Raw genomic sequence first — 22,846 nt, 5'->3', positions numbered from 1 at the left:
CCCGGTCCTTAAGGCAGGTACTTGACGACCGCGTCCAGGTTGCCGAGCACCTGGCCGATCGGCGGGGCGAAGCCGGTCAGCTTCTTGACCGCCTTCGACCAGGCGGGGCCGACGTAGAACGGCCACACCCGGGGGCCGATGCCGCCCTCAAGCGGGCGCGGGGTGGCGATGGTCGGCATGAACTCCAGCAGCCGGTAGGTGCCGAGCTGGAGTTCCTGCGCCGGGCCGCCGTTGACGGACACCTGGAAGTAGACCCCGTCCACGCGCAGGTAGAAGCGCTCGAACGAGATCTGGTCCCCGGTCGCGTCGTTCACCATCCGGAATCCGCCCGGGTAGAAGACGCCCTTGCACGGGTCGATGTGGTCCTGCTGCCAGCCGATCGGCATGTAGAGGCCGGCGTTCTTCCGCTTGACCTTGACCGGCGCGATGCCCTCCAGCCGGATGCCGTGCTGGTTCAACTGGTCCACGGTCGCGGGGCCGAAGTCGAAGTCCGCCTTCCCCCACGGGCCGAAATATGGCAACTGGAAACAACGGGACGCGGCCGGCGCCGTGTCGGCCTGCGCGGGGATCGCGGTGGGGGTGAGCAGCAGCAACGCGGCACCCGCGAGAGCGGTGGTCAGACGCATTTGGGTAGTCCTTCGCTTGGAGAATCAACTTTGATCTTGATTCCCAGGCGAGGCAGGGCAGGGGGCTGAACTGGGTAAAGTTCAGCCGAGGGCAGGCCGCAGCCTGGCGGTGAGGGCGTCGCGGGCGCGTCGCAGCATGGCCACCTGGGGAGCGGCCTTCGCGGGATCCAGGCGGTTGAGCGGAGCTGCCAGGCTGATCCCCACGAACCGCCCCCGGATCTGGTGGGGCAGGCTGACCGCGACCGACCCGAGCAAAGCCTCACTCTCCCCGATGTTCGAGGCGTAATCCCGCTGCCGCACGTCGCGGAGTTCCTTTCGCAGCTCGGCCCGGGTGCGGATCGAGCGATCGGTGCGCGGCGGCAGGTCGTCGGCCGGATAGAGCCGGTCGAGTTCGTCATTGGTGAAGGCGGCCAGGATGGCCTTGCCCACGGCGGTGCAGTGCGCGGGCAGGGCCCGCCCGGTCCGGGCCGTGGCCCGAAGCTCGCGGCTGCTCTCGACGCAGTCGAGGAAGAGCACGCTCACCCCGTCCAGCGCCGCCAGGTGCACGGTTTCCCCGGATTCGGCCCGGAGCTGTTCCAGGATCGGGCGCGCGGCCCGGCGGATGTCCATCTTCTGGACCACGGCGAGACCGATGTCGGTCAACGCCGGACCCGCGACATACGCCCGGAGCGACTCGTCGTTTCTGACGAAACCGTGATACTCAAGCATCGCGAGCAGGCGATGCGCCGTCGAAAGAGCCACGCCCAGCGCGGCACTGGCCTGAGTCAGCCGGATCTGGGGCTCATCCCGCAGCATGAGCAACAACCGCAACGCGTTACTGACCGACTCGATCGGATACCGAGGCGCCTTCCGATCGGTGTGCTCTTCCGCGACCCCGCTCATGCCGATCAGGTTAGCTCAGACTGTGACAAGCGCTTGCTCTTGTACGATTCCTGCGTGCCGAACACGCTGGAAGGCGACCAGAAGCAGCTCCCGCGCTACCCGCTGGCCTCTGTCGGCAATGCCCTGCGCCTGCTCCTGATGTTCCGTACCAACGAGCAGGTACGGCTGTCCGACGTCAGCCGCGAACTCGACGTGGCCAACTCGACCGCGCACCGGCTGCTGGCCATGCTCGCCTACCACGACCTGGTCCAGCAGATCGGCACCTCCCGGGTCTACGCCGCCGGACCCGCCCTGATCGAAGTCGGCCTGGCCACCGTCGCCGACCTGGACATCCAGGCCAGAGCCCGCCCCTTCCTGGAGGAACTCGCCGCCCGCTTCGACGAGGCCGTGCACCTGGTCGCCCTCGAACGCGGCGAAGTCCACTACCTGGACGCCGTCGAGAGCACCCAGACCGTCCGCGCCGTCACCCGCGTCGGCTCCCGCCTGCCCGCCCACGCCACCTCGGCCGGCCTGGCCCTGCTCGCCGAACTCCCCGCACCCGAACTCGACGTCCTCTACCAGCCGACCATCGCCCGCAAACGCCTCGACACCGCCCTCACCGAAATCCGCACCCGCGGCTACGCCATCGGCGGCGGCGAAGTCATCTCCGTCGCCGCCGTAATCCGCGACCGCTCCCCCCGCGCCGTCGCCGCCATCAACGTGGCCGCCCCCGCCCAGCGCATGCCCACCCCCCGCCGCCACCAACTAGCCAAAGCCCTAATCGACGCGACGACCCGCTTGGCCACAGGCCTTCCGTCGTGAGCCGTTCGGCTAGTGGTTCGCGATGGCGAGACGTTCGGCGTTGCGCCCAGTTGGTGGTGAACGCAAGCCGCAGGACGGGCGACACCGCCCTTTCAAGGCGGTGGCACGGGCGGCAACGCATCGCCTAGAGCCCGGGACACCACCGCCTATCTCCGCGCAGCGGCTTCTTCGGCGTTCGGTGATTCGCTTAGCTAGCGGGTCGCGGTCGTGAGCCGATTGGCGAGGCGTAGTTCGGTGAGGTAATGCTTGGTGATCTGGCTGGCGTATTTGCTGTCGCTGAGGTTGCCGATGCATCGCAGGAGGCCGTTGCGGGCGGCGGGTGGTAGGGCGCGGTGGCCCGAGTAGGTCGTCAGGACGTCGAGGTAGCTCTGGGTGGAGTAGGGCTGGTCCCACTCGAAGCGATGGAACGTGGCGGGTCCGAAGTCGGGTGATGCGTCGATCTCGGCGCTGTCCATTGGGATCTCGTCCGCGGGTTCCAGGAGCAAGCCCGGCGGAGTGTCCGGATCGAAACGCAGGTAGCATTCCTGCGCGTCCGCGAAGAATTCGTCGGCGTCGGTTCCGCTCGCGGTGTGGTGTGTGGAGATGGTGGCCAGCATTCCGCCGGGACGCAGTGCTCGTGCGGCCTTGCTCACCCGGATATCCGGGTCGATCCAGTGAAACGAGGTCGCGGCCAGCACGAGATCGAAGGGCTCCTCCGGGAGTGGCCACGTCTCGAAATCCGTCGTGACGACCTCGACTCGCGGGAATCGGGCCAGCTTCCGCCTGGCGACATCTGCCATCTGGGGGCCCAATTCGACTGCGACTATCTGATTCCCCCGGGCAGCCAGCGCTTCGGTGGCCTGCCCGGTGCCGGGCCCGATTTCGAGCACCCGCCCAACGGGCAACAGATCGAACAGTTCGGCTGGATATCCCGGCCGCGCCCGATCGTAGAGTTCCGCGTCCCCGTTGAACATCTGGCGTAGCGACGCCCGGTCTTCGGCCATTTCAGGAGGATAGCGAGGCGTGCAGGGGGAGGCGAGCCGGTTTAGAAAGGCCCTCCCGCGCCGGAGGATCGACGCGGGATGCGCCGGAGGATCGAGGCGGGGGATGCAGCCGTTTGGGAGGGGCCATTCGCGGCGGAGGGTGGTGACGCGGGGGATGCGGGTGGGCAGGTTTGGAGGCCCACCCGCGCCGGCTGTCAGGTCGGAGAGGACATGCGGGAGTTGCCTGCCATGCGGGACTCCATCTTGGACTTGCCCATGGTGGGCTCGTGTTTGCCGTCCTGCATTTCTTCGAGGCGGAGTGCGACGCCGAGCACGAAGAAGGTCGGTGCCCACTGGCCGATGAAGATGCCCCAATGGTCGGCGCGGTTCATGCCCGAGCCCTCGGCCATCCTGGAGATCATCCAGGACGCGGCCGACAGCCCGACGGACGCGAACCCCGCCATGTACATGTGCTGGGAATTGATCCCGTTCTCGCGAATCTTATTGATCATCTAACATCCCCCTTTTCGTCCGGATTGTGCCCGGCCGTATGAGCGGGAACCTCCAGATAAGTAGACAAACATTGCGATTTTGCACGCTCTTGGAGCGGATTGATGGCTATGTCCGGCGCTGCGGCCGGGGGAGCGCGTCAGACTCGCCACCCTGACGGCAAGAACCCGGGTAACACCGAAAAACGAGCTACGAGGGCTGATTCAAGGGCCTTTGAGGAGTTTCGCTCCGAGGAAGTGCCGACCGCCCTCGTGAGAACAACGCCTCAGCGCGCAAAGCCACCGGGGCAACAGTTGGCGGGGTCACCGGGACCAGAGTTGGTCGTCGGACCAGATTCGGATTTCGGTGACCGCGCTGATGTGACGGCCGCCGCACCGGTCTCCCGGGACCACCAGATGCGGGCCCTGGTCGTCGAGATCCAGGCCGTCCATCCGGGTGCCCAGCACCGCCGCGACCCCGGCGAACTCCGGATCGATCTCTCCCCAGGAGCAAACCGCGTGGTGACCGTCCCGGCCCAGGATCGACAGCAGGAAGCGTAACCGGTCCTTACGCTTGGTGACATTGAACGTGGGCTGGGCCAGCCTCGCCACATCCACCAGCAGCGGCCCCGCGAACCGATGTCGCCGCACACCCGATTTCCGGCACGCGAACACGGCTTCCACTTCAACCAGGGGAAGCGCCCGAAGATCAGCGAAACTCATCGAGCTTTTGCGAAGTACGTCCCCATCTAGACGTACATCACCAGCCTCGCGGGCGGAACTGTCGATCGACGTGGCCTGCATGCGGCCTCCTCATCCAGCGCCAGGCACAGGATACCCAATCCGGCCAACCCTCACACGCAATAGCCTACGTAATAAGAAGATTTCATGGTAAGTGCGAGCTGATTCGACGATATTGACCAGCATCCGCCTAAGCGCCGCAATCCACAGACAGACCCGACTCAAGATGGAGGCCCGGCCACCCGCAACACGATCGTCGCGCCCAACCAACCGGGTCGAGCCTGCGACGCTCTCGTCGGGGTCGGTCGACTGGGTCGTGTCGTATTCGTCCGCGCGATCGTCGAGGCCGGCCGATCGGGTTGAGCCGTATCCGTCCGCCATGCGGTCGTCGGGGCGGGCCGATCGGGTTGAGCCGTATCCGTTCGCGATGCGGTCGTCGGCGTCAGCCAACCGGGTTGAGCCGGATCCACCCGTGACGCGATTGTCGGGGTGGCTCGACTGGGTCGGGTCGTATTCGTCCGTGACGTGATCGTCGGGGTCAGCCAACCAGGTTGAGTCGTATCCATTCGCGGCGCGATCATCGCGGCCGGTCAACCCGATCAGGCTGTACCCACCCGCATCGGCATATTGCCGAGACTGGGCAGGCGAAGAGCTTGTTTCGCCTGCTGGGTGGATTAAGTGGATCTGGCCGACCGAGTCGATGTGGCCAACCCCATCGATTGGGCGTTCTGAGCCAAACAGGTCGTGGGCCGTCGGCCAGGGTGAATCGAGTTGGCCGCTGTCGCCGGGGCGCTGTTGCTCCGGGCGGCGGAACAACTGCCGGGCGGAGGAGATGCGCACGACTTCGCCGGATCGGTCCGGGCCCAGTTGGGTCGGCGGCGTGGGTGGTTCGGCTGTTTGTGGAAGGGAGCCGAGGCATCCGGCTCCGTCGGGTCGGTGTGGTGACCTGTCGAGCAGGATGGTTGGTTGGGCTGGAGCCCGGGTTAAGGAGATCTGTCCGAGGCGGTGGGATCGGCTTCGTAGGGCGAGTCTGGCTGCCTGGCGCGTTAAGTCGACGCGTCCGATGCTGCCGGGTCGGCGTTGCCGCGGGCGGGTGCGGGTGCTCAGCATCAGACTGTGGTCCGGTCGGTGCCGGTGACGAAGCGTGCTCTACCGGCCGGGTTCTGTGCTGTCATGATGGCTCCTCCGCAGCTCTCACCTGGTGTAACACCCTGCAAGCTAGTCGCCATCGACCGGAGAATCCACCCGAAACGGTTGGTTGTTTGGGGCTTTTGTCGGTTTTTTGTATTTGGCAGGACTGCCCAGGGGTCAGCTGCCCGCGTGCAGGGCCGCGAGGGCGGCTTCGACGGCGGCCTTCTTGACGTCCTCGGCGGGGAGCTGGGCGTACTCCACGATGCAGTCGGACAGGCCGCCGACCGCGACGGTCGCGTGGATTCGCGCTCTCTGGGGGGCGGTGGGACCGATGAGGAGGGTGACCAGGGTTTCGCGCCAGGAGAGCATGCGGCCGACCAGGTCGAGCTCGCTGAGGATCGAGAGGTCGGCGACGATCATCATGAGCACGTCGCGATGCTGCCAGGCGAGATCGAAGTAGTCCGCCAGGAGGTCCTCGGGCGGTCCGGGCCGGCGAGCGGCCGCGAAGGCCTCCAGGTCGTCCGTCAGGGGCTGGATGACGCTCCGGAGCAGCGCTTCCCGTGAATCGAAATGGTAGTAGAGCGCGGGTTTGGTGATCCCGAGTCGCTCGGAGATCTGCCGCAGGCTGGTGTTCGTCACGCCCTGCCGCAGGAACAGCTCGCGCGCCACCTCCTGGATGCGGGCCTTGGTGTCCGAGGGTCTCGCCATGGTCACAGGGTAACGCTTACCTATCGTTCGGTAAGTCCCTTGTGGTGGGAACTCCGCCACACTTACCATCCGTTAAGTAAGCGAATTGACCTTCCGTTAAGTAAGGACAAGCGCATGCGGATCCTCATCTCGGGTGCCAGCGTCTCCGGCCCCGTCCTCGCGTACTGGCTGGCCCGATACGGCTTCGACGTCACCGTGGTCGAACGCGCCGCCACGTTGCGCAAGGCGGGTGGTCACGCGGTCGACCTGTTCCGTCCGGCCGTGCGCATCGCCGACAAGATGGGCGTGCTTCCGCTTCTGGAAGCCAGGAACACCGGGACCGAGTGGCTGTCGATCCGCCGGGAGGGGAGTGATCGCGCCCGCGAACTCGCTATCGGCAAGCTGATGACCGCGATCTCCGACCAGCACATCGAGATCATGCGCGACGACCTGAGCGAGGTCTTCTATGACGCCACTCTCGGCGACGTGGAATACTTCTTCGATGATTCCATCGCCGCGCTGCGGGACCATTCCGGCGGCGTAGACGTCACCTTCGAGAACCGGCCCGCCCGCGAATTCGACCTGGTGATCGGCGCCGACGGCCTGCACTCGAATGTCCGCCGCCTGGTCTTCGGCCCGGAATCCGGATTCACGACCTGGATCGGCGCGTACCTCGCGGTCATTTCGATGCCCAACTACCTCGGCCTGCGCGGGCGCATGGAAGGCGTCGTCGGCGTGAACAGAATGGCCGCCGTGTACGGCGACGGTCGCCTGGACGACGCCCGTGGCCTGTTCATGTTCCGGCCGGCGAAAGAGCTCGACTATCACCACCGGGACGTCGCCCGGCAGAAGGAACTCCTCCGCGAACATTTCGACGGCCTGGGCTGGGAGGTGCCCGAACTCCTGGCTCTGGTGGACACCGCGCCGACGTTCTACTTCGATTCGGTCACCCAGTTGCGGATGGACACGTGGTCGCGTGGCCGGGTCAGCCTGGTGGGCGACGCGGGATACTGCCCGGGGCCCGCGGTCGGCGGGAGCACGAGTCTGGCCATTGTCGGCGCGTATGTGCTGGCAGGCGAACTGGCGGCGGCGGGTGGCGACCACACCCGTGCTTTTCCGGCGTATGAGCGTGCGCTCGGTGATTATGTGCGGCGTAGCCGTACCTTCGCGGTCGGGGCGGCGAAGCGGCTGATTCCGGGGAGCAGGGGTGAGTTGGCGGCCATGATGGCGGGGATTCGGCTGTTCGGGTATCTGCCCACGCCGATCGCTCGTGTTGTGTCGAAGCTCGGCGGTGGTGGGCTGCGGCTGCACGATGACGTCACGGTGGCCGAGTACGCGCCGGCCCGCCGGGAAAGCCAACTCTGAGGCATATCTTCACCAAGCCCGCCGGGTGGGCGGATCATGAATCAATCCCCGGTGGCTGGGCGTTGGAACACCGTCCGTACCTCTCCGAACTGCAAAATCCTCCGAAATCGGCCCGCTAGCTTGGGCTGTAAATCGCGTATTCGGGGGAAGGCGGAGATCATGGGGAAAGTCACGGTCGGCCAGGAGAACAGCGACCTCATCAACATCCACTACGAGGACCATGGGTCGGGGCGGCCGGTGGTGCTGATCCACGGGTATCCGCTCGACGGGCAGTCGTGGGAGAAGCAGGAGCGCGTCCTGCTGCAGGCCGGGTATCGGGTCATCACCTATGACCGGCGGGGCTTCGGGAAGTCCAGCCACCCCACCACCGGCTACGACTACAACACCCTCGCCGACGACCTCAAGGCGCTGCTCGACCACCTCGATCTACGCGAAGTGGACCTGGTCGGGTTCTCCATGGGTACCGGCGAAATCACCCGCTACCTCGGCAGGCACGGCTCGGAGCGGGTCCGCAAGGCGGTGCTCATGGGCGCGATTCCGCCCTTCCTGCTCCAGACCGCCGACAACCCGGACGGCGTGGACGGCAAGGTCTTCGACGCCATCAAGGAATCGATCGTCCACGACCGCCCCGCCTACCTGAAGGAATTCCTCGACAACTTCTACAACGTCGACGTCTACCGCGGCACCCGGATCAGCGACGCGGCCTGGCAGAACAGCTTCGTCGTCGCGACCCTGGCCTCCCCGTACGCGGAGTACGCCTGCGTGGACGCCTGGCTGACCGACTTCCGGGCGGATCTGCCGCACTTCGACATGCCGACCCTGCTCATCCACGGCGAAGCCGACCGGATCCTGCCCTATCCCAACACCGCCGCCCGCCTGCCCGGCCTGATCAGGGACCTCACCTTCGTCACCATCGAGGACGGCCCGCACAACGTGGCGTGGACCCACCCGGAGGAGGTCAACCGGGCGTTGCTGGACTTCCTCGCCCGGTGACCCGCCAGGTCATTCGTCGACGTCGGACACCTCGACCACCCGGCTGGCGAGCAGCGGCACGATCTGGCCGAGGGCCAGGTCGATGAAGTGCGGCGACTCGCGATGGGCGGCGAAGGCCTCCCGCGACACGTACCGTTCGATCAGGACGAACCGCCGCTCGTCGTCGAGCGCGCGATACGCGACATAGGAGATGTTGCCGGGTTCGGTACGGCTGGCTTCGACCAGTTTCGGCAGAAGCGCGAGGACCGCGTCCTCGTTGCCGGGGGAAACCGTGTAGTGCGCGATCACTTGCAGCTGGCTCATCGGGCCAGGTTATTCGTCAGAGGAAGGTCACCACGCACGGGACTCCGTTGAGCGTGACGCCGGTCGGATTGGCGTTCACGCCGGTGTAGTTGGCCGTGAAGCCGAGCCCGTACGAAGCGCCCGGAATGATGGCGGGGAACCAGGTCGGATTGGTCGCCTGCACGCTCGGCGGGGTCTGCGACCAGACACCGCTCCAGGAAGTGGAGAGCTGCTGGTTGCCGGAGAAGACGAACTGGAAAATCCAGGGCGTGAACGGGATGGTGCCGGTGTTGCTGATGGAGATGGCGGCCACGAATCCCGTGGTCCAGTCGGTGGTGTCCCAGGTGACGTCGCAGCCGTACGCGGCGGAATTCGCGGACGCCGCGGGAGTGGCGGCGCCCACGAATAGCGGTAACGCGAGGACGACGGCGGCGACGCGGGCGATCGTGGATTTCAGTGACCTCATGACACGCCTTCCCGTTGATGGGCGATGCGCTGTGAGCGTCCGTTCGTCTTTGGACCGCGTCAATAGATCTCCCGCCCACGGCGGACCGCCGCGCAGCTCACCCCGATCCGGCCATGAAGTTTTCAGGTCGCCGGTGAATCAGATGATCGGGCCGCTCGGGGTGCCCACGGCCGCCATGTAGACGTCCTTGAGTCCGCTGTAGGGCTTGGTGCCGTCCGGGTGGGTTCCGGCGGGGTAGCCGAAGCCGAACAGCGGGGTGGACATCGGCTGGTTCCAGGCCAGGCCCTGCCCGCCGACGACTTCCACCAGCCGGCCCTTGTCGATCATGGTGCCGTTGGCGGCGAGATCGACGCCGTTCCAGACGGCGGCGACGGCGTAGTCCCGGCTGTAGTTCCCGGCACGGAGCTCGGTGAGCGCGGCGCCGGTCCGGCCGACGTACAGGCCGTAGGGGGTTTTGCCCCGGTAGGACGTCGGGACGAAGACCCACTTGGCGTGGGCGGCGCCGCCGTTCGCGGGGTCGAACACGCAGTGCCCGGCCGTCGTGACGAGGTTGCGGTAGAACGCGGAGACGCTGGTGGCCGAGCACCAGTGCGGCTGCCCGTCGGCGGCGACGAAGAACACCTTGCCGGTGGTCCTGGGCAGGGCCAGCACGTTGTCCGGGTCCGGATTGTCGGGGAAGCTGGCCCGGTCGGTCGGGGCCATGATCGTGCGGTTCCCGTCCGGGATCGGGGCGGCCGCCGGGCTGACCGTCACCGCGGTCTGCACGTTGTACGGCGTGGCGTTGGCCAGGTTGGCCCGGTCGTTGGACAGCCAGAACTCCGCCACCAGCCGGGCCGACGCGGTGTCGGCCGCCAGCGCCTCCGTCGACGCCAGGCCGGCGGCGCCGGCCGGGGTGGCGAGCAGCGCCGCGCCCAGTAAACCCACGCCTAATACAGCGAATTTGCTTTTCATAATTGACCCCCCAGGTCTTGCCGCGGACGGACCCCACGTCCCTGCGGACGTTTCCAGGGGGCATCCTATTGAATTCGCACACCGGGTCAAACCTATATTTTCGCAGCTCGAAGAGCTGAGAGCGTGTGCGAAGGCGTGTGATGGTGCATGTGTTTAAATCGATGCGGTCTCGCCAAAGAAGCGTTTTACCGGCTGAATTGCGGCGCGCGAATATTCGATTGCACCGTCAGTCGGGGAGACCTCGGGCGCCGATGAGCAGTACGCGATCGTCGTAGGGTGGCAGACGGGTGTGCGGCGGTGGCACGAGTGCCGTCGCGTCATGACTTCAGAACTGAGGTGTTCGTGCGCGCACGCAAGATGCATGCCGACGAGGTGGACCACGACGTCCCCCTCGTACACCGATTGATCGCCACGCAGTTTCCGCAGTGGGCGGATCTGCCCGTCGAGCCGTTCGACTCGTCCGGGACGGATAACGCCATTTATCGGCTCGGTCAGGACATGGCCGTGCGGCTGCCCCGCAGGGGTACGGCGGGTGACAAGGACCTGCGGTGGCTGCCGAGACTCGCCCCGCTCCTTCCGGTGCCCGTTCCCGTTCCCCTCGGCGAGGGAAGACCCGCCGAGGGGTACCCCTTTTCCTGGTCCGTCTTCGGTTGGCTCGACGGCGTGAACCCGTCCCCCGAGACCCTGACCGCGCCGGAGCTGCTGACGAAGGACCTGGCGGAGTTCGTCACCGCGTTCCGCCGAATCGACCTGCCGGACGGGCCGCCCGGCTACCGGGGCGGCCCGCTGTCACTGCTGGATGCACCGATGCGTATCGCCCTCGACGACTCGCGCGGATTGGTCGACACGGACGCGGTGACCGCGGCCTGGGAAGCCGATCTGAAGACTCCCGAGTGGGCGGGGCCACCCGTCTGGATCCATGCGGACCTGATGCCGGGAAATCTGCTGGTGGTCCAGGGACGGCTCAGCGCGGTCATCGACTTCGGCACCGTGGGCGTGGGCGACCCCTCCTGCGATCTCATCGTCGCGTGGAACCTCCTCCCAGCCGCCGTGCGCGATGACTTCCGCGCCGCCCTCCAGGTCGACGACGCGACGTGGGCACGCGGACGAGGCCGAGCGCTCGCCATCGCGCTCATCGCGCTCCCGTACTACCTGAACACGAACCCGGTGTTCGCGGCCAACGCACGACATGTGATCAACGAAGTCCTCGCCGACCACTAGATGGCGGGCGCGAACTAACTCACTACCAGTGCGATCTTCCCCCGGACATGGCCGGTCTCGATTTCGTGGTGGGCCAGGGGTGCCTGGTCGAGGGTGAACTGTTTCCAGATCGGGACGGTGAGGGCTCCCTTCTCGTACAGGGAGCACAATCCGCTGAGGCGGGTCGCGGAGCGGTCGGTGCCGACTCTGCGGACGCCGCCGGCGTGTTGCCAGTCGACCAAGGTGATCGCGCGGTCGGGTGTGCCGAGGAGTTGCACGGAGACGTCGTTGGCCTCGCCGCCGATGCAGTCGACGGCCGCGGTGATGCCGTCGGGTGCGAGTTCTCTGACGCGATTGGCGAGTCCAGGCCCGTACGTCACCGGGATCGCGCCGAGTTCGGTGAGGTAGGCGTGGTTGCGTTCGCTGGCGGTGCCGATCACGGTGGCGCCGCGGGCGATCGCGAGCTGGGTCGCGTAGGAGCCGACGCCGCCGGCCGCCGCGTGGATCAGGACCCGGTCGCCGGTGGTGACGCCGAGTGCGTCGAGTGCGGTGTCGGCGGTCTGTCCGCTGGCGGTCAGGACTCCGGCTTCCGGCCAGGGCATCGCGGCCGGCTTGTGGGCGGCGTTGGCAGCCGGGGCCACGATGGTGTCGGCGTAGGCGATCGAGTCGACGAACACGATGACCTCGTCGCCGATCGCGAATCCGGTGACGTCGCGGCCGATCGCGTCGACGACTCCGGCAGCCTCGTTGCCCAGTCGTGCCGGGAAATCGGCTGGTTTGTACTGGGAGAAATCGCCCCGCCGGTAGCGCGCGTCGACGGGCTGGACGCCTGCTGCCTTCACGCGGATGCGGAGCTCATCGCCGCCGGGATGCGGATCGTCGACTTCGACCACGCGCAGCACTTCTGGTTCGCCGTACTCGGCGAACACTACGACCCTCGCCATATCTGGCCCTTCCTCATGATTCCGTACGGACCTGTGCAGCATCAATCAAACGCATGACGTTTGTCAATCAATCGATTGGGTGGTGTACTGGGGCGGTGATCGAACCCGGACAGTCGCCTCGTCGGCATCGCGGTCGGACGGCGCGGGACGAGGCGGCCGAGCAGACGCGGCAGAAGATCCTCGACGCGGCGATGGTCGAGTTCGGCGCGAAGGGCTACTCCGGTGCCCGGACGGCGGGTATCGCCGCCCGTGCCGGGGTCAACCAGCAGTTGATCGCCTACTATTTCGGCGGAAAGCAGGGCCTGCTCGACGAGCTTCGACGCCGCTGGTCCACCCGGCAGGACGCGGCCGTCCCGGCGGAGTCGACCTTCGCCGAGTCGCTGCGGGCGTATCTGGATCTGACTCTCGATCACATGGACTGGGCCCGCCTGGTCGTGTGGCAGGCCCTCGGTGACTGGTCCGGAGGCGAGGAGTCCCGCGAAACCCAGCGCCAGCGCCTCGAAGAGGGCGTGCGCCGTACCCGCGATCGCCAGCAGGCAGGGGAGCTAACGGACGCGGTGAGCCCGGAGTTCGTCGTCCTGCTCGCGCACCTGGTCGCTTTCGCCCCTGTCGCGATGCCGCAGATCGTGCAGGATCTCCTCGGCGTCGCCCCCGACTCGCCGGACTACCGCCAGCTGTGCCGCGAGCAGCTCACCACTCTGCTCACCCCAGCTGAATGCCCCGAAACACAGGAAACGGGGTGACCTGGTGTGGTCACCCCGTTTTCCCGGGCGGGGGTCGTCCGTGGGTGGACGACCCCTGTGGGTCAGGCTTGTTTACGGCAGAGCGGAGATGACGGCGTCGCGCCAGTCGTAGTTCATCCAGTCGTAGTTCGGGGGCATTCCGCCGGTCACGGCGGCGAGCTCGCTGTCGTCGATGGTGCGAGCGGTGGTCTCGAAGCTGTTCATTTTCCTGGAACCTTTCCTGGTTGGTTTGTGCACTCTCAATGTGACAGGGGGGACTTGGGGAACTCTTGAAGAGCACTGGACGCCGAATCCTCGCCCTCTTGGCCGGCGACCAGGGCCGCGTAGGGTCCGCCGCGTGCCATCAGATCCGCATGAGTCCCGTGCTCGGCGATCCGGCCGTCCTCGATCACGAAGATCTGGTCGGCGTCCCGTACCGTGCTGAGGCGGTGGGCGATGACGATCCGGGTCTGGGAGAGCAGCGACAAATGCTGTTCGATCTGCGTCTCGGTGACGGTGTCCAGGTGGCTGGTCGCCTCGTCGAGCAGCAGGACTCTGGGCCGCCCGAGCAGGGCGCGGGCGAGCGCCAGCCGCTGCCGCTGCCCGCCGGACAGGCCCATGCCCTCCGACAGCGTCGTGTCGTAGCCCATCGGCATGGCCTCGATGTCCTCGTGCACGCAGGCCAGCCGCGCGGCCTCCACGATCTCGGCCGGGGACGCCTCGGGATGGGTCAGCGCGATGTTCTCCCGGATGGTCCCGCTGAACAGGTGCGGTTCCTGCGTGACGACGCCGAAGTGGTGGCGCAGCGTGCCCCGGTGCAGCGCGCCGAGCGGCACCCGGTCGTAGCTGACGCTGCCGAGCGTGGGCTCGTGCAGCCCGAGCATGAGCCGGGCGAGAGTACTCTTCCCCGACCCGGTACGGCCCACCAGCGCGACCTTCTCACCTGGCCGGATATGCAATGAGATCTGCCGCAACGTCCACGGCGCACGCGGATCATGACGGTAGGACACCTCCGCGAGCTGGATCCGTCCCCGCAGGTCACGCACCTGGATCTCGCCCTGCGCCTCAGGTTCGGACCCCAGGATGTCCGCCAGCCGTTCGACGTGTACGGCCGCCTCCTGCAACGTCCGCAGACTCGCCAGCAACGAGGTGATCGGCCCGAGCGCAGCCGCAGAAAGCGCACAGAGCGTCAGGGTCGCCCCCAACCCCGCCCGCCCGCCGAGCACCAGCCAGCCACCGACCCACAGCAGGATCGCCGGCGCCACCAGCCGCATGCTCTCCAGCACGGACGTGACCACGTTCTCCGTCGCGCCCACCCGCCGATCGGCGGCGAGCTGCTCGTTGAACAGCCGTGACCAGCGACCGAGCGCCGCACTTTCTGCGCCGCTGGCCTTCAGCGTCTCCACCCCCTTGATCGCCTCGATCAGCTGACCCTGCGTCTGCACCTGGGCGTTGAGCGAAACCTGGTTCAGATCCGACCGCCGCCGCCTGGTCAGCAGCAGCAACGCGCCCTGAACGAAGGCGAGCCCAAGCAGGCAGAAACCCAGCGGCGGCGCTTTGACCAGCACGATCGTCAGATACCCCACGGCCAGCGGCCCGTCGAGCAGCGCCGTGGTGATCGGCCCGGACAACAACTGCCGCAACCGGCTCACGCTCGCGCTGCGCTGCGCGAGATCACCGGAACCCCGATGCAGGAAGTACCGGTAGGGGAGGCTGAACAGATGCCCGACCACCTGCGTGGTCAGCAGCCGATCAACCCGCAACCGCAGCCTGAGCAGGGTGGCAGAACGCAGATAGGTGAGCGCCATGTGGAGCAATCCGGCCACCGCCAGCCCGATCCCCAGCATGCCGAGCAGCCCGCCGTCCCGCGTGGGCAGCACGGTGTCGATCAGCACCTGGGCGAAGCTCTGCACCACCAGCCCGACGCCCTGCAACAGCAGCGACGCCATCAGAATCGGGGCCAGCAACGCCCGCTGCCGCAGGAGCGCGGTCCCGGCGAGGGCCCGCAGCCAACCCCTGCGGGCCCTCCGCCGAGGCTGGAACTCGGCACCGGGAGTGAAGGTCAGCAGCACTCCGGTGAAACCCGCCTCGAACTCCGCGTGCGTCAGCCTGCGCCGCCCCGCCGCCGGGTCGACCACGTCAACGCCGCGCGAGCCGTACCGCTCGACGACGACGAAGTGGTTGAACTGCCAGTGCGCGATCGCCGGCAGCGGAGCCCCCGCGAGCTCCTTGACGGAGAACGCGTCGGCGCGCAGGCCGTGCTCGCGGGCGGCACGGACGATGGCCAGCGCGGACAGACCGTCCCTGCCGACCCCGCATTGTTCGCTGACCTCGCGGACGCTGCTGTGCCGCCCGTGGTGGCTCAGCACCATGGCCAGGCAGGCGGCGCCGCACTCGGCCAGCCCGCTCTGCAGCCGGATGGGGACTTTTATGCTCATCGCGGGATCGTCGCAGGCGGGTCTTGGGGGCCGCTTGATGCCAAGTTGAAGTCAGCGACCGTCGAGTCGGCCTTCCGCGGAGCCGAACAGCCACGGCCGGGGCCCGAGATTGTCGGTGGCGGGGTAACCCAGATCGAACTCGATCACCGAATTCAACCGATCCACGGCTTCCGCCGGAAGCGTGACGTCGACGGCGGCCAGGTTGTCCCGAAGCTGCTCGGCGTTGCGCGCCCCGATGATCGGATGCACCGCGACCGACCGGCTGCGGGTCCAGGCGATCGCGACCTGCGACGCGGTCACCCCCAACTCTCCGGCGATCTCCTGTACGGCACTTGCGGCCCTGTGGTCCCGCGCGGTCAGCGAGCCCGGATCGACCCTCGTCCCGGTCGGCACGACGCCGGAATTGGTGAACTTGCCGGAAAGCACACCCCCGGCGAGCGCGCCGAAGGTCGCCACGGACAGCCCACTGGCTTCCGCCATCGGCAGCAACTCCCGCTCGATGTCCCGCATCAGCAGGCTGTACGGCACCTGAATCCCGGCGAACGACGTCCAATCCCGCCATTCCGCCAGCGTGTTGGCCCGCGAAACCAGCCACGCCGGCAGATTCGACGCCCCCACATAAAGCACCTTCCCGGCCCGTACGGCATCGTCGAGCGCCCGCATCGTCTCCTCAATGGGCGTGTGCTCGTCCCACGAATGCACCCAAAACAGATCCACGTACTCCGTCCGCAGCCGCCGCAAACTGGCCTCAAGGGACAGCGTCAGGTTCTTGCGATGGCTGCCGCCCGCGTTCGGATCACCCGCGTCCCGGCTGAGCGTGAACTTGGTGGCCAGCACGAACTGGTCGCGCCGCTGCCGCAGCAGGTCGCCGAGGATCTCCTCGCTGTCGCCGTACGCGGAGGCGGTGTCGATCACGTTGCCGCCCGCGTCGGCGTACAGGTCGAGCATCTTGCGGGCTTCCTCCGGGCCGGCGAAGGTCATCGCGCCGAGGAAGAGTTCGGAGACCCGCAGGCCGGTGGGGCCGAGCAGCCGGTATCGCATCACGCCACATCCTTCGCGGCCAGTTCGAAGAAGTCGGTGTCGTCGAAGGTCATGATCCCATTCTGTGGAGCCTGCCGGGCGGGAGGGAGACCGAGGTGAGGCTAGCCCTGCGGGGGCCAGGATCCGGGGCGGCGGCGACCGTACACTCGGGCTGTGAGCAGCACTGAAATGGGGACGTTTCTGCGCAGGCTTCGGGAGGCGGTCAGTCCGGCCCAGGTGGGGTTGCCCACGGGTGATCGTCGCCGTACGCCCGGTTTGCGGCGGGCGGAGCTGGCCACCATTTCGGGTGTGAGCGTGGATTATCTGACGCGGCTGGAGCAGGGGCGCGACCGGAATCCGTCGCCACAGGTCCTGGCCGCGCTGGCGGATGCTCTGCAGTTGTCCGTGGGTGAGCGGGTGCGTCTCCGCAATCTGGCCAAGGCGGCTTCCGGGGCCGGGTTGCTGTGTCCTGGTGGGATGCCGCCGGAACGGGAGGTGCGCGCCACGATGCGGTCATTGCTGGATCGGATGGCGAGCATTCCGGCCGTGCTGCTCAACCGGCTGGGGGAGACGCTCGCCTGCACCTCTGCTTATGAACGCCTTGCCAGGCCGATCGGCTTGCTGGACGGTAAGCCGCCGAATCGGGCCGCGTTCGTGTTCACCGACGACCGGGCGCGGGCGGTTTTCCCGGATTGGGAGTGGATCGCGGACGAGGAAGTCGCGATGCTGAAAGCCGAGTCCTCGTCCGATGACCCGCACTTCGTGCACCTTGTCGAGGAGTTGACCATCGTGGGCGGGGCGCCGTTCGCGGAACGGATGCGGACCTCGCTGGTGCTGCCGCGTCGCACCGGTGTGGAACGGCTTGTCCATCCTGAGGTGGGGGAGCTGAGGCTTTCGTACGAGACTCTGGACGCGGAAGGTCAGCGCCTGATCGCCTATCTCCCGGCCGACGACGCCACCTCCACCGCCCTGCAACGCCTCAACCTGACGGCCTACCGGGACAGGATGTCGGCCGTGAATGGTGCGCCGTCGGGAAGCGTGTCCGCGACCGTCAGTTCGTCCAGGGATGCCTCGATCGCGCGGGCTACACGCTGCTCGACCTGAGCCAGCCGGACGCTCACCGACCCGCCGACCGGGCAGTTGGGCGGAGGCCCGTGGATGCCGAGGACCGGTTCGTCCCCCTGTACGGCCCGCCAGACGTCACCGAGGCTGACCTCGTGTGAAGGGCGCGCGAGCGACCAGCCGCCGTACACACCTGGCTTGGACTGGACGAACCCGGCACGCCGCAACAAGCCGAGCACGCGCCGCAAGTAGACGGGGCTGGAACCGACGCTGGCGGCCATCTGCTCGGAACTCAGCGGGTCCCCGGGGATCGACGCGAGCAGGCTGAGCACGTGATAGGCGACGGAGAACCTCGTGTTCGTGGGACTGCTCACACCGCCAGTGTATAACTGCAACCGTTCTGGATATGATTTAATCGTCACCGTTCTGGTTGCGGAATCACTTGGAGGACCCATGCCGACCATCGCCATCTCCGGAGCATCCGGCCAACTCGGCCGACTCGTCGCCCGGCTCCTGCTCGACAAGGGCGTACGACCCGTCCTGATCAGCCGCACTCCGGCCGCGCTCGACGAGTTCGCGCAGCAGGGAGCCGACGTCCGGCAGGGGGACTTCGCCGACCCGGCCGGCCTGCGGGCCGCGCTGACCGGCGTCGACCGGCTGCTGCTGATCTCGACCGACATCCCCGGCCCGGCGCGCGTCGCCCTGCACGTCAATGCCGTCGAAGCGGCCAAGGCGGCCGGGGTCCGGCACGTCGTCTACACCTCGCTGCCGAGCCCGGATCCGGACAACCCCGCCGGAGTCGCCCCCGACCACCGGGCCACCGAGGCCGCGCTGGTCGACAGCGGGCTGACCTGGACGTTCCTCCGCAACAATGTCTACGCCGAATACCAGATCGGGACGGCCGCGCAGGCGGCGGCGAGCGGGGTGCTGGTGACCAACAGCGGCAAGGGCGGCACCGCGTACGTCTCCCGTGAGGACTGCGCGACCACCGCCGTGGCGGTGCTGACGTCAGAAGGGCACGAGAACACCGCCTACGACATCACCGGCTCGGAGGCGATCGACGCCGCCACCCTGGCCGCGCTGACGGCTGAGATCATCGGCCGGCCGGTGGACGTGGTCGACGTCGACGACGAGGGCTTCGTTCAGGGCCTGATCGGGGCCGGGCTGCCGGCGGAGGTGGCAGCGCTGATCGCCTCGTTCGGCGCCGCGGCCCGCGGCGGCTGGGTGGAGCGGGTGTCGACCGCGGTCCGCGACCTCACCGGTAGCGAGCCCAAGACGTTGCGCGAGGTCCTGACCGAGAACCGGGCCGCGCTGACCGGCTGACCGCCTGGCCGGACGAGCCTGGGACCGGCCACACCGCACCGGTCCCAGGCCGGGGCGCACCGAGCCGGTCCCAGGCACCCGCATGATCGTCAGTGCGGGAGATCACGCACTGGTTTCGCCCGATCAGGGCAGGTCGACGACCTCGATGGTCAGATCGTCCGGCAGTTCGCCACCGAGCACGTCGACGGTCGCGGTGCCATCCTCGGTGATCGTGACGATGCCCCAGCCGGTGCCGGCCACGAACGGGAACCGCCCCGCCCGCCGCCCGACCTTGATCCGCCGCTTGGTCGCGTCGTAGCCGAACCCCGTGTAAGCGTCCAGCAGCGACCACCCGGCCATGGCCCGCACATAGTGATCGCCGCACTCGACCTCATTGAACGGATTGCGCCGCGTCCCGTCGTACCGGCCCTGAACCGCCGTGACGATCCGCATCGCCTCGTCGGTGAGCCCTTCGTACAGGCAGTGGGCGGCGACCTGGTACTCCACCCCGGTCCACACCTCGTCGCAGTACCGCAACGGCACCTCCGGCCGGCCCCCGTTCGGCCAGCTACACACCACCAGCCCGGTCTCGTCACCGTCGGCGAACACCCGATAGTCATGCGCCGCGAACCCGGTACGCAGGTTGTGCCGCACGATCGCGGCCAGCGCGGACCGCACCCGCTCCTCCGGCAGCAGATACCCGAGCCCGAGCTGATGCGCCCACCACTGCCCGAGCAGTTGATCGGACAGGCAGCCCAGACCGAAGTCATTGTCCTCCCCGGTGACCGGCTGGGCGTAGTACTCCCCGTTCCACAGCAGCTTGTCGTAATTGTCGCGGCCGACCGAGAACCGCTCCGCGAAGCCCGCCGCGGCGGCGGGCTCGACGAGTTCGGCCATCGCGCGCATCCCCCGCAACGCGGCCAGCCACAACGCGCCGACGAACATGTTCGGCCCGTGCAGGCTGATGTCGTACGTGACCGGCTGGTCGCCCTGCAACACGCCGTCGCCGTCGGCGTCCCACGTCGTCGTGATGTGCTCCATCAACTGGCGCAACGCCGGCCAATGCCCGCGCAGCCAGTCCTCACCCGCGCCGTCCAGCACCGACCGGTAGGTCTTGAGCACCGCGCCGAGCATGCCGTCCAGGGCCGGACGCTCCGGCCCGCCGATCGCCACCCCATGCAACTGCGGCAGAAACAGCGGCAGCTCCACCCGATGCGGCAGCGAACCGTCCGGCGCCTGCACCGACAGCTCGGTCTCACGCATGCTGCGGCCCAGGCCGGGGAAGAGCCGGGCGAGCGCCTGCTCGTAGTTGAACACGTGATTGCAGTTGAGCGGGCACGATCCGCCGACGTCCCCGTTCCAGTTACGGGTGGACGCGCCGAGCGCACCCTCGAACCCGTAAGCGCGCCCGTCGGCGGTCCGGAACAGGGTCGGCGAACGCACCAGCGTGCCCTGCGCGGACACCACCTCCCGCAACGATTCCGGCAGGTCACTGCCGGAAACCGCGTCCGCCCACGCCCGCGAGGCGGTGTCCAGATGGTCCCGATCGGCGAGGTAGGCGTCCAGCACATCCAGCGCCCCACCGAACCGCCCGGCGTAGTGGTTGCCCACCCAGAACCGACTGTGCCCATACGGCTGCCGCGGCCCGAACCGATCGAAATCCGCATACCTATTGGGAAACCACCAAGCGTGCACGATGTCCACCGTGGTCGTCTCCCCGGGCCGCAGCGCGAACGCCACCGCTACCGCGCCGTCCCAGGTGTGCCCCGGCTGACTCGGCCCCGACGGCGCGCGCAACGGCGACACCCCGTCCGCGACCGCGTCGCGCAGGGCCGCGTCGCTGTAGTCACCCAGCTGGATCGGCGTCACCAGCTTCGCCGTCTCCACGAACCGCAGCATCGCCTCGGCGTTGACCGCCCGGGGCAGCGCCGCCGCAGGACCGTCGGTCCACAGCAGCATCTCCCCATACGCCGGATCGTCCTCGGCCAGCCCCGGATGGTCCATCAAGACGCCGGTCTGACCGGGCCGGTGCAGCAGGCGGTTGACGTTGCCGCCGTACCCCGCGCCCCGGGTCCCGTCGATCGGCGTGACCCCGTCCCAGCCGATCGCGTTCTGCAACGTTCCCAGCAGCCACCCGTGCCGGAACTCGGCACTGGTGTTGGTCAGAGTGAACCGGTACCGCACCAGCGGCAGCGCGCTGGCGTCCGGATCCAGCGGGACGAACGGTGTGAACGCCGACAGCGACACCGCGACCGGCAGTTCCTCGTCCAGGTAGGACACCTCGGCGAAGGGGTAGGCGGCGTGGAACTCGGTGCCGGTCACCGTCGGCCAGGGCGGCAGCCGGTCGGCGTCGGGCACCTCGGCGTCGGAGACGTTCGGCGCCGGGCGCTCGTGCGGCGGCAGCGGCGCGGCGCGCAGCAGCCGGACGACGTCGCCGGGCGGCTCGGTCGAGGAGACCCGCAGCGCGAAGAAACTGTCCGGCAGGAAGCCGCGATGGTTGGCCACCCCGGACAGCTGCCACTGGCGCAACGCCCCGTCGCCGCCCAGGGCCACGTGCCCGGTGCCGAACCCGCCGAGCGGGAACGCGACCGCCCGCCGGGCCTCTCCGGTGTACCGCCTCACCGCGGCCATCCCTTCGTAGAACAAATCGAAATCTTGATCACGAAATCGATTTCACACAAGCTAGACGAGGTCACAGGAGGTGTCAAGACCAGGCACGACGGAGGGCTCGGGTCCGCCCGGGGTCGGTAAAGTGGGGCATCATGGCCACGATCTACGAGGTAGCGGCGCTCGCCGGGGTGTCTCCGGCGACGGTCTCGCGCGTCTTCAACGGGCTCACGGTCTCGGAGGAGAAGCAGCGCCTCGTCCGGGACGCCGCCGCGAGCCTGGGTTTCACGCCGAACAAGACGGCCCGCCGGTTGCGCAAGCAGAGCTCGGAGATCATCGCCCTGCTCATCCCTGACATCGAGAACCCGTTCTACACGGCGCTCGCCCGTGGCGTGGAGGACCGCGCCCAGGAGTCGGATTTCTCCGTCGTGCTGTGCAACACCGACGACAATCCCGCGAAAGAGCTGCGCTACCTGCAGATCGCCGCGTCCGAGCAGATGGCGGGCGTGATCCTGTCGCCGGCCTCGGACGAGGTCGACCTCGGCGCCATAGTGTCGCTGGGGCGTCCGGTGGTGGCCGTGGACCGGACTACGCCGTACCCGGTGGACGCCGTGAAGATCGACAACCGGGCTGCGGGGGTGGCCGCGACGACCGCCCTGTTCGACGCCGGATACCGGAGAATCGCCTGCATAGCGGGCCCGGCCGGGATCGAGACGACCGAGGATCGTTTCCTCGGCTGGCGGCAGGTCGTCACCGCGCGCGGCACCGGCGTGCACGAGGGCTACCTGCGGCACGCGAACTTCCGGGTGGACGGCGGGTTCGCGGCGATGGCCGCCCTGCTCGCCCTCGAAACGCCACCGGACGCCGTCGTCACCACGAACAACCTGATGGCCATTGGAGCGTTGCAGGCCCTCATCCAGGCGGGGATCTCACCGGAGAAGTTCGGCATCGCCGCCGTCGGTGAGCTGCCCTTCATGACGCTGCCCCCCGAAACCGTGGTGCAGGTCCGGCTTCCGGCCCGCCACCTGGGCAGAACCGCCGCGACGATGCTGCTGGACCGCATCAACGGCGACACCCAGCCGCTCCGCACCGTCGTGCTGCGCGCCGATGTTAGCCCTCCGATGCCGCCTGGCAAGGCATCGCTGTAATCGATGCCATGACGTTATCTCCCTGATC

24 protein-coding genes are annotated in these 22,846 nt (G+C 67.9%); 8 read left to right on the top strand and 16 right to left on the bottom strand.

Translation table 11 applies throughout. The features are described from left to right. Positions 1-8: 8 nt before the first annotated feature. Complete coding sequence (locus Acor_RS23910; protein ID WP_155338966.1) at positions 9-626, bottom strand: hypothetical protein; 618 nt, start codon at positions 624-626, stop codon at positions 9-11. A gap of 81 nt (positions 627-707) precedes the next feature. After that, positions 708-1,508 carry an IclR family transcriptional regulator gene (locus Acor_RS23905; RefSeq protein WP_155338965.1) on the bottom strand — a complete coding sequence of 267 codons (801 nt, stop codon included), beginning with the start codon at positions 1,506-1,508 and terminating at the stop codon, positions 708-710. Positions 1,509-1,562: 54 nt separating this feature from the next. On the opposite strand from Acor_RS23905, the gene Acor_RS23900 reads away from it, so the two are divergent. Then, positions 1,563-2,309 carry an IclR family transcriptional regulator gene (locus Acor_RS23900; RefSeq protein WP_170317052.1) on the top strand — a complete coding sequence of 249 codons (747 nt, stop codon included), beginning with the start codon at positions 1,563-1,565 and terminating at the stop codon, positions 2,307-2,309. A 191-nt stretch (positions 2,310-2,500) separates the two neighbouring features. Here Acor_RS23900 and Acor_RS23895 read toward each other — a convergent pair whose 3' ends face one another. From Acor_RS23895 to Acor_RS23875, 5 genes are all read right to left on the bottom strand, one after another. Next, positions 2,501-3,292 (bottom strand): class I SAM-dependent methyltransferase, encoded by a 792-nt coding sequence (locus Acor_RS23895; protein WP_155338963.1) that lies wholly within the window; start codon positions 3,290-3,292, stop codon positions 2,501-2,503. 194 nt (positions 3,293-3,486) lie between these two features. Continuing rightward, a complete protein-coding gene (locus Acor_RS23890) occupies positions 3,487-3,783 on the bottom strand; it encodes a hypothetical protein (RefSeq protein ID WP_155338962.1) in 297 nt (98 codons plus the stop codon). A 300-nt stretch (positions 3,784-4,083) separates the two neighbouring features. After that, positions 4,084-4,443, bottom strand: coding sequence for a hypothetical protein (locus Acor_RS23885; RefSeq protein WP_218034445.1), 360 nt, complete (start codon positions 4,441-4,443; stop codon positions 4,084-4,086). Between the two features lie 129 nt (positions 4,444-4,572). Beyond that, positions 4,573-5,340 carry a hypothetical protein gene (locus Acor_RS23880; RefSeq protein ID WP_155338960.1) on the bottom strand — a complete coding sequence of 256 codons (768 nt, stop codon included), beginning with the start codon at positions 5,338-5,340 and terminating at the stop codon, positions 4,573-4,575. 468 nt (positions 5,341-5,808) lie between these two features. Continuing rightward, positions 5,809-6,339: a TetR/AcrR family transcriptional regulator gene (locus Acor_RS23875; protein ID WP_155338959.1), complete on the bottom strand. Its 531-nt coding sequence runs from the start codon at positions 6,337-6,339 to the stop codon at positions 5,809-5,811. 114 nt (positions 6,340-6,453) lie between these two features. Here Acor_RS23875 and Acor_RS23870 point away from each other — a divergent pair, with 114 nt between their 5' ends. Both Acor_RS23870 and Acor_RS23865 read left to right on the top strand, forming a co-directional pair. After that, complete coding sequence (locus Acor_RS23870; RefSeq protein ID WP_155338958.1) at positions 6,454-7,683, top strand: FAD-dependent monooxygenase; 1,230 nt, start codon at positions 6,454-6,456, stop codon at positions 7,681-7,683. A gap of 159 nt (positions 7,684-7,842) precedes the next feature. Continuing rightward, positions 7,843-8,676 (top strand): alpha/beta fold hydrolase, encoded by an 834-nt coding sequence (locus Acor_RS23865; protein WP_155338957.1) that lies wholly within the window; start codon positions 7,843-7,845, stop codon positions 8,674-8,676. 9 nt (positions 8,677-8,685) lie between these two features. Here Acor_RS23865 and Acor_RS23860 read toward each other — a convergent pair whose 3' ends face one another. The 3 genes from Acor_RS23860 to Acor_RS23850 form a co-directional block, all read right to left on the bottom strand. Continuing rightward, positions 8,686-8,979 carry a putative quinol monooxygenase gene (locus Acor_RS23860; protein ID WP_155338956.1) on the bottom strand — a complete coding sequence of 98 codons (294 nt, stop codon included), beginning with the start codon at positions 8,977-8,979 and terminating at the stop codon, positions 8,686-8,688. Positions 8,980-8,995: 16 nt separating this feature from the next. Then, complete coding sequence (locus Acor_RS23855) at positions 8,996-9,424, bottom strand: cellulose binding domain-containing protein (RefSeq protein WP_155338955.1); 429 nt, start codon at positions 9,422-9,424, stop codon at positions 8,996-8,998. Between the two features lie 138 nt (positions 9,425-9,562). After that, positions 9,563-10,375 (bottom strand): trypsin-like serine peptidase, encoded by an 813-nt coding sequence (locus Acor_RS23850; RefSeq protein ID WP_155338954.1) that lies wholly within the window; start codon positions 10,373-10,375, stop codon positions 9,563-9,565. A gap of 342 nt (positions 10,376-10,717) precedes the next feature. On the opposite strand from Acor_RS23850, the gene Acor_RS23845 reads away from it, so the two are divergent. After that, positions 10,718-11,596: an aminoglycoside phosphotransferase family protein gene (locus Acor_RS23845; protein ID WP_218034444.1), complete on the top strand. Its 879-nt coding sequence runs from the start codon at positions 10,718-10,720 to the stop codon at positions 11,594-11,596. A gap of 14 nt (positions 11,597-11,610) precedes the next feature. Here Acor_RS23845 and Acor_RS23840 read toward each other — a convergent pair whose 3' ends face one another. After that, positions 11,611-12,519, bottom strand: coding sequence for an NADP-dependent oxidoreductase (locus tag Acor_RS23840; RefSeq protein WP_155338953.1), 909 nt, complete (start codon positions 12,517-12,519; stop codon positions 11,611-11,613). Between the two features lie 95 nt (positions 12,520-12,614). Between Acor_RS23840 and Acor_RS23835 the strand changes: the two genes are divergently transcribed. Continuing rightward, positions 12,615-13,262, top strand: a complete 648-nt coding sequence (locus Acor_RS23835; protein ID WP_246239038.1) for a TetR/AcrR family transcriptional regulator — start codon at positions 12,615-12,617, stop codon at positions 13,260-13,262. A 72-nt stretch (positions 13,263-13,334) separates the two neighbouring features. Here Acor_RS23835 and Acor_RS45540 read toward each other — a convergent pair whose 3' ends face one another. From Acor_RS45540 to Acor_RS23825, 3 genes are read right to left on the bottom strand one after another with little or no spacing between them, the layout of a single operon-like run. After that, entirely contained in the window at positions 13,335-13,466 is a 132-nt protein-coding gene (locus Acor_RS45540; RefSeq protein ID WP_281353252.1) for a hypothetical protein, read from the bottom strand. A gap of 35 nt (positions 13,467-13,501) precedes the next feature. Then, positions 13,502-15,679: a peptidase domain-containing ABC transporter gene (locus Acor_RS23830; protein ID WP_155338952.1), complete on the bottom strand. Its 2,178-nt coding sequence runs from the start codon at positions 15,677-15,679 to the stop codon at positions 13,502-13,504. A gap of 51 nt (positions 15,680-15,730) precedes the next feature. Continuing rightward, the gene (locus Acor_RS23825; RefSeq protein ID WP_155339003.1) at positions 15,731-16,720 is read right to left on the bottom strand and encodes an aldo/keto reductase; all 990 of its coding nucleotides are present in this window, start codon (positions 16,718-16,720) and stop codon (positions 15,731-15,733) included. 153 nt (positions 16,721-16,873) lie between these two features. Between Acor_RS23825 and Acor_RS23820 the strand changes: the two genes are divergently transcribed. Further along, on the top strand, positions 16,874-17,803 hold the full coding sequence (locus Acor_RS23820) for a helix-turn-helix transcriptional regulator (RefSeq protein WP_155338951.1): 930 nt from the start codon (positions 16,874-16,876) through the stop codon (positions 17,801-17,803). Here the strand turns inward: Acor_RS23820 and Acor_RS23815 are convergent. Further along, positions 17,692-18,135 (bottom strand): Rrf2 family transcriptional regulator, encoded by a 444-nt coding sequence (locus Acor_RS23815; protein ID WP_218034442.1) that lies wholly within the window; start codon positions 18,133-18,135, stop codon positions 17,692-17,694. The two genes, Acor_RS23820 and Acor_RS23815, sit on opposite strands and share 112 nt — an antisense overlap. Before the next feature lie 79 nt (positions 18,136-18,214). On the opposite strand from Acor_RS23815, the gene Acor_RS23810 reads away from it, so the two are divergent. Further along, complete coding sequence (locus tag Acor_RS23810; protein ID WP_155338949.1) at positions 18,215-19,084, top strand: SDR family oxidoreductase; 870 nt, start codon at positions 18,215-18,217, stop codon at positions 19,082-19,084. Between the two features lie 123 nt (positions 19,085-19,207). Here Acor_RS23810 and Acor_RS23805 read toward each other — a convergent pair whose 3' ends face one another. Continuing rightward, positions 19,208-21,685 (bottom strand): GH116 family glycosyl hydrolase, encoded by a 2,478-nt coding sequence (locus tag Acor_RS23805; RefSeq protein WP_218034441.1) that lies wholly within the window; start codon positions 21,683-21,685, stop codon positions 19,208-19,210. Positions 21,686-21,825: 140 nt separating this feature from the next. On the opposite strand from Acor_RS23805, the gene Acor_RS23800 reads away from it, so the two are divergent. Continuing rightward, complete coding sequence (locus Acor_RS23800; RefSeq protein ID WP_155338948.1) at positions 21,826-22,818, top strand: LacI family DNA-binding transcriptional regulator; 993 nt, start codon at positions 21,826-21,828, stop codon at positions 22,816-22,818. Positions 22,819-22,846 lie beyond the last annotated feature (28 nt).

Origin of the sequence: Acrocarpospora corrugata, assembly GCF_009687845.1 — a bacterium.
GTDB classification, from domain to species: Bacteria; Actinomycetota; Actinomycetes; order Streptosporangiales; family Streptosporangiaceae; genus Acrocarpospora; species Acrocarpospora corrugata.
The sequence above is the reverse complement of the archived record's forward strand: the minus strand, read 5'-3'. Positions and strand labels throughout refer to the sequence as shown.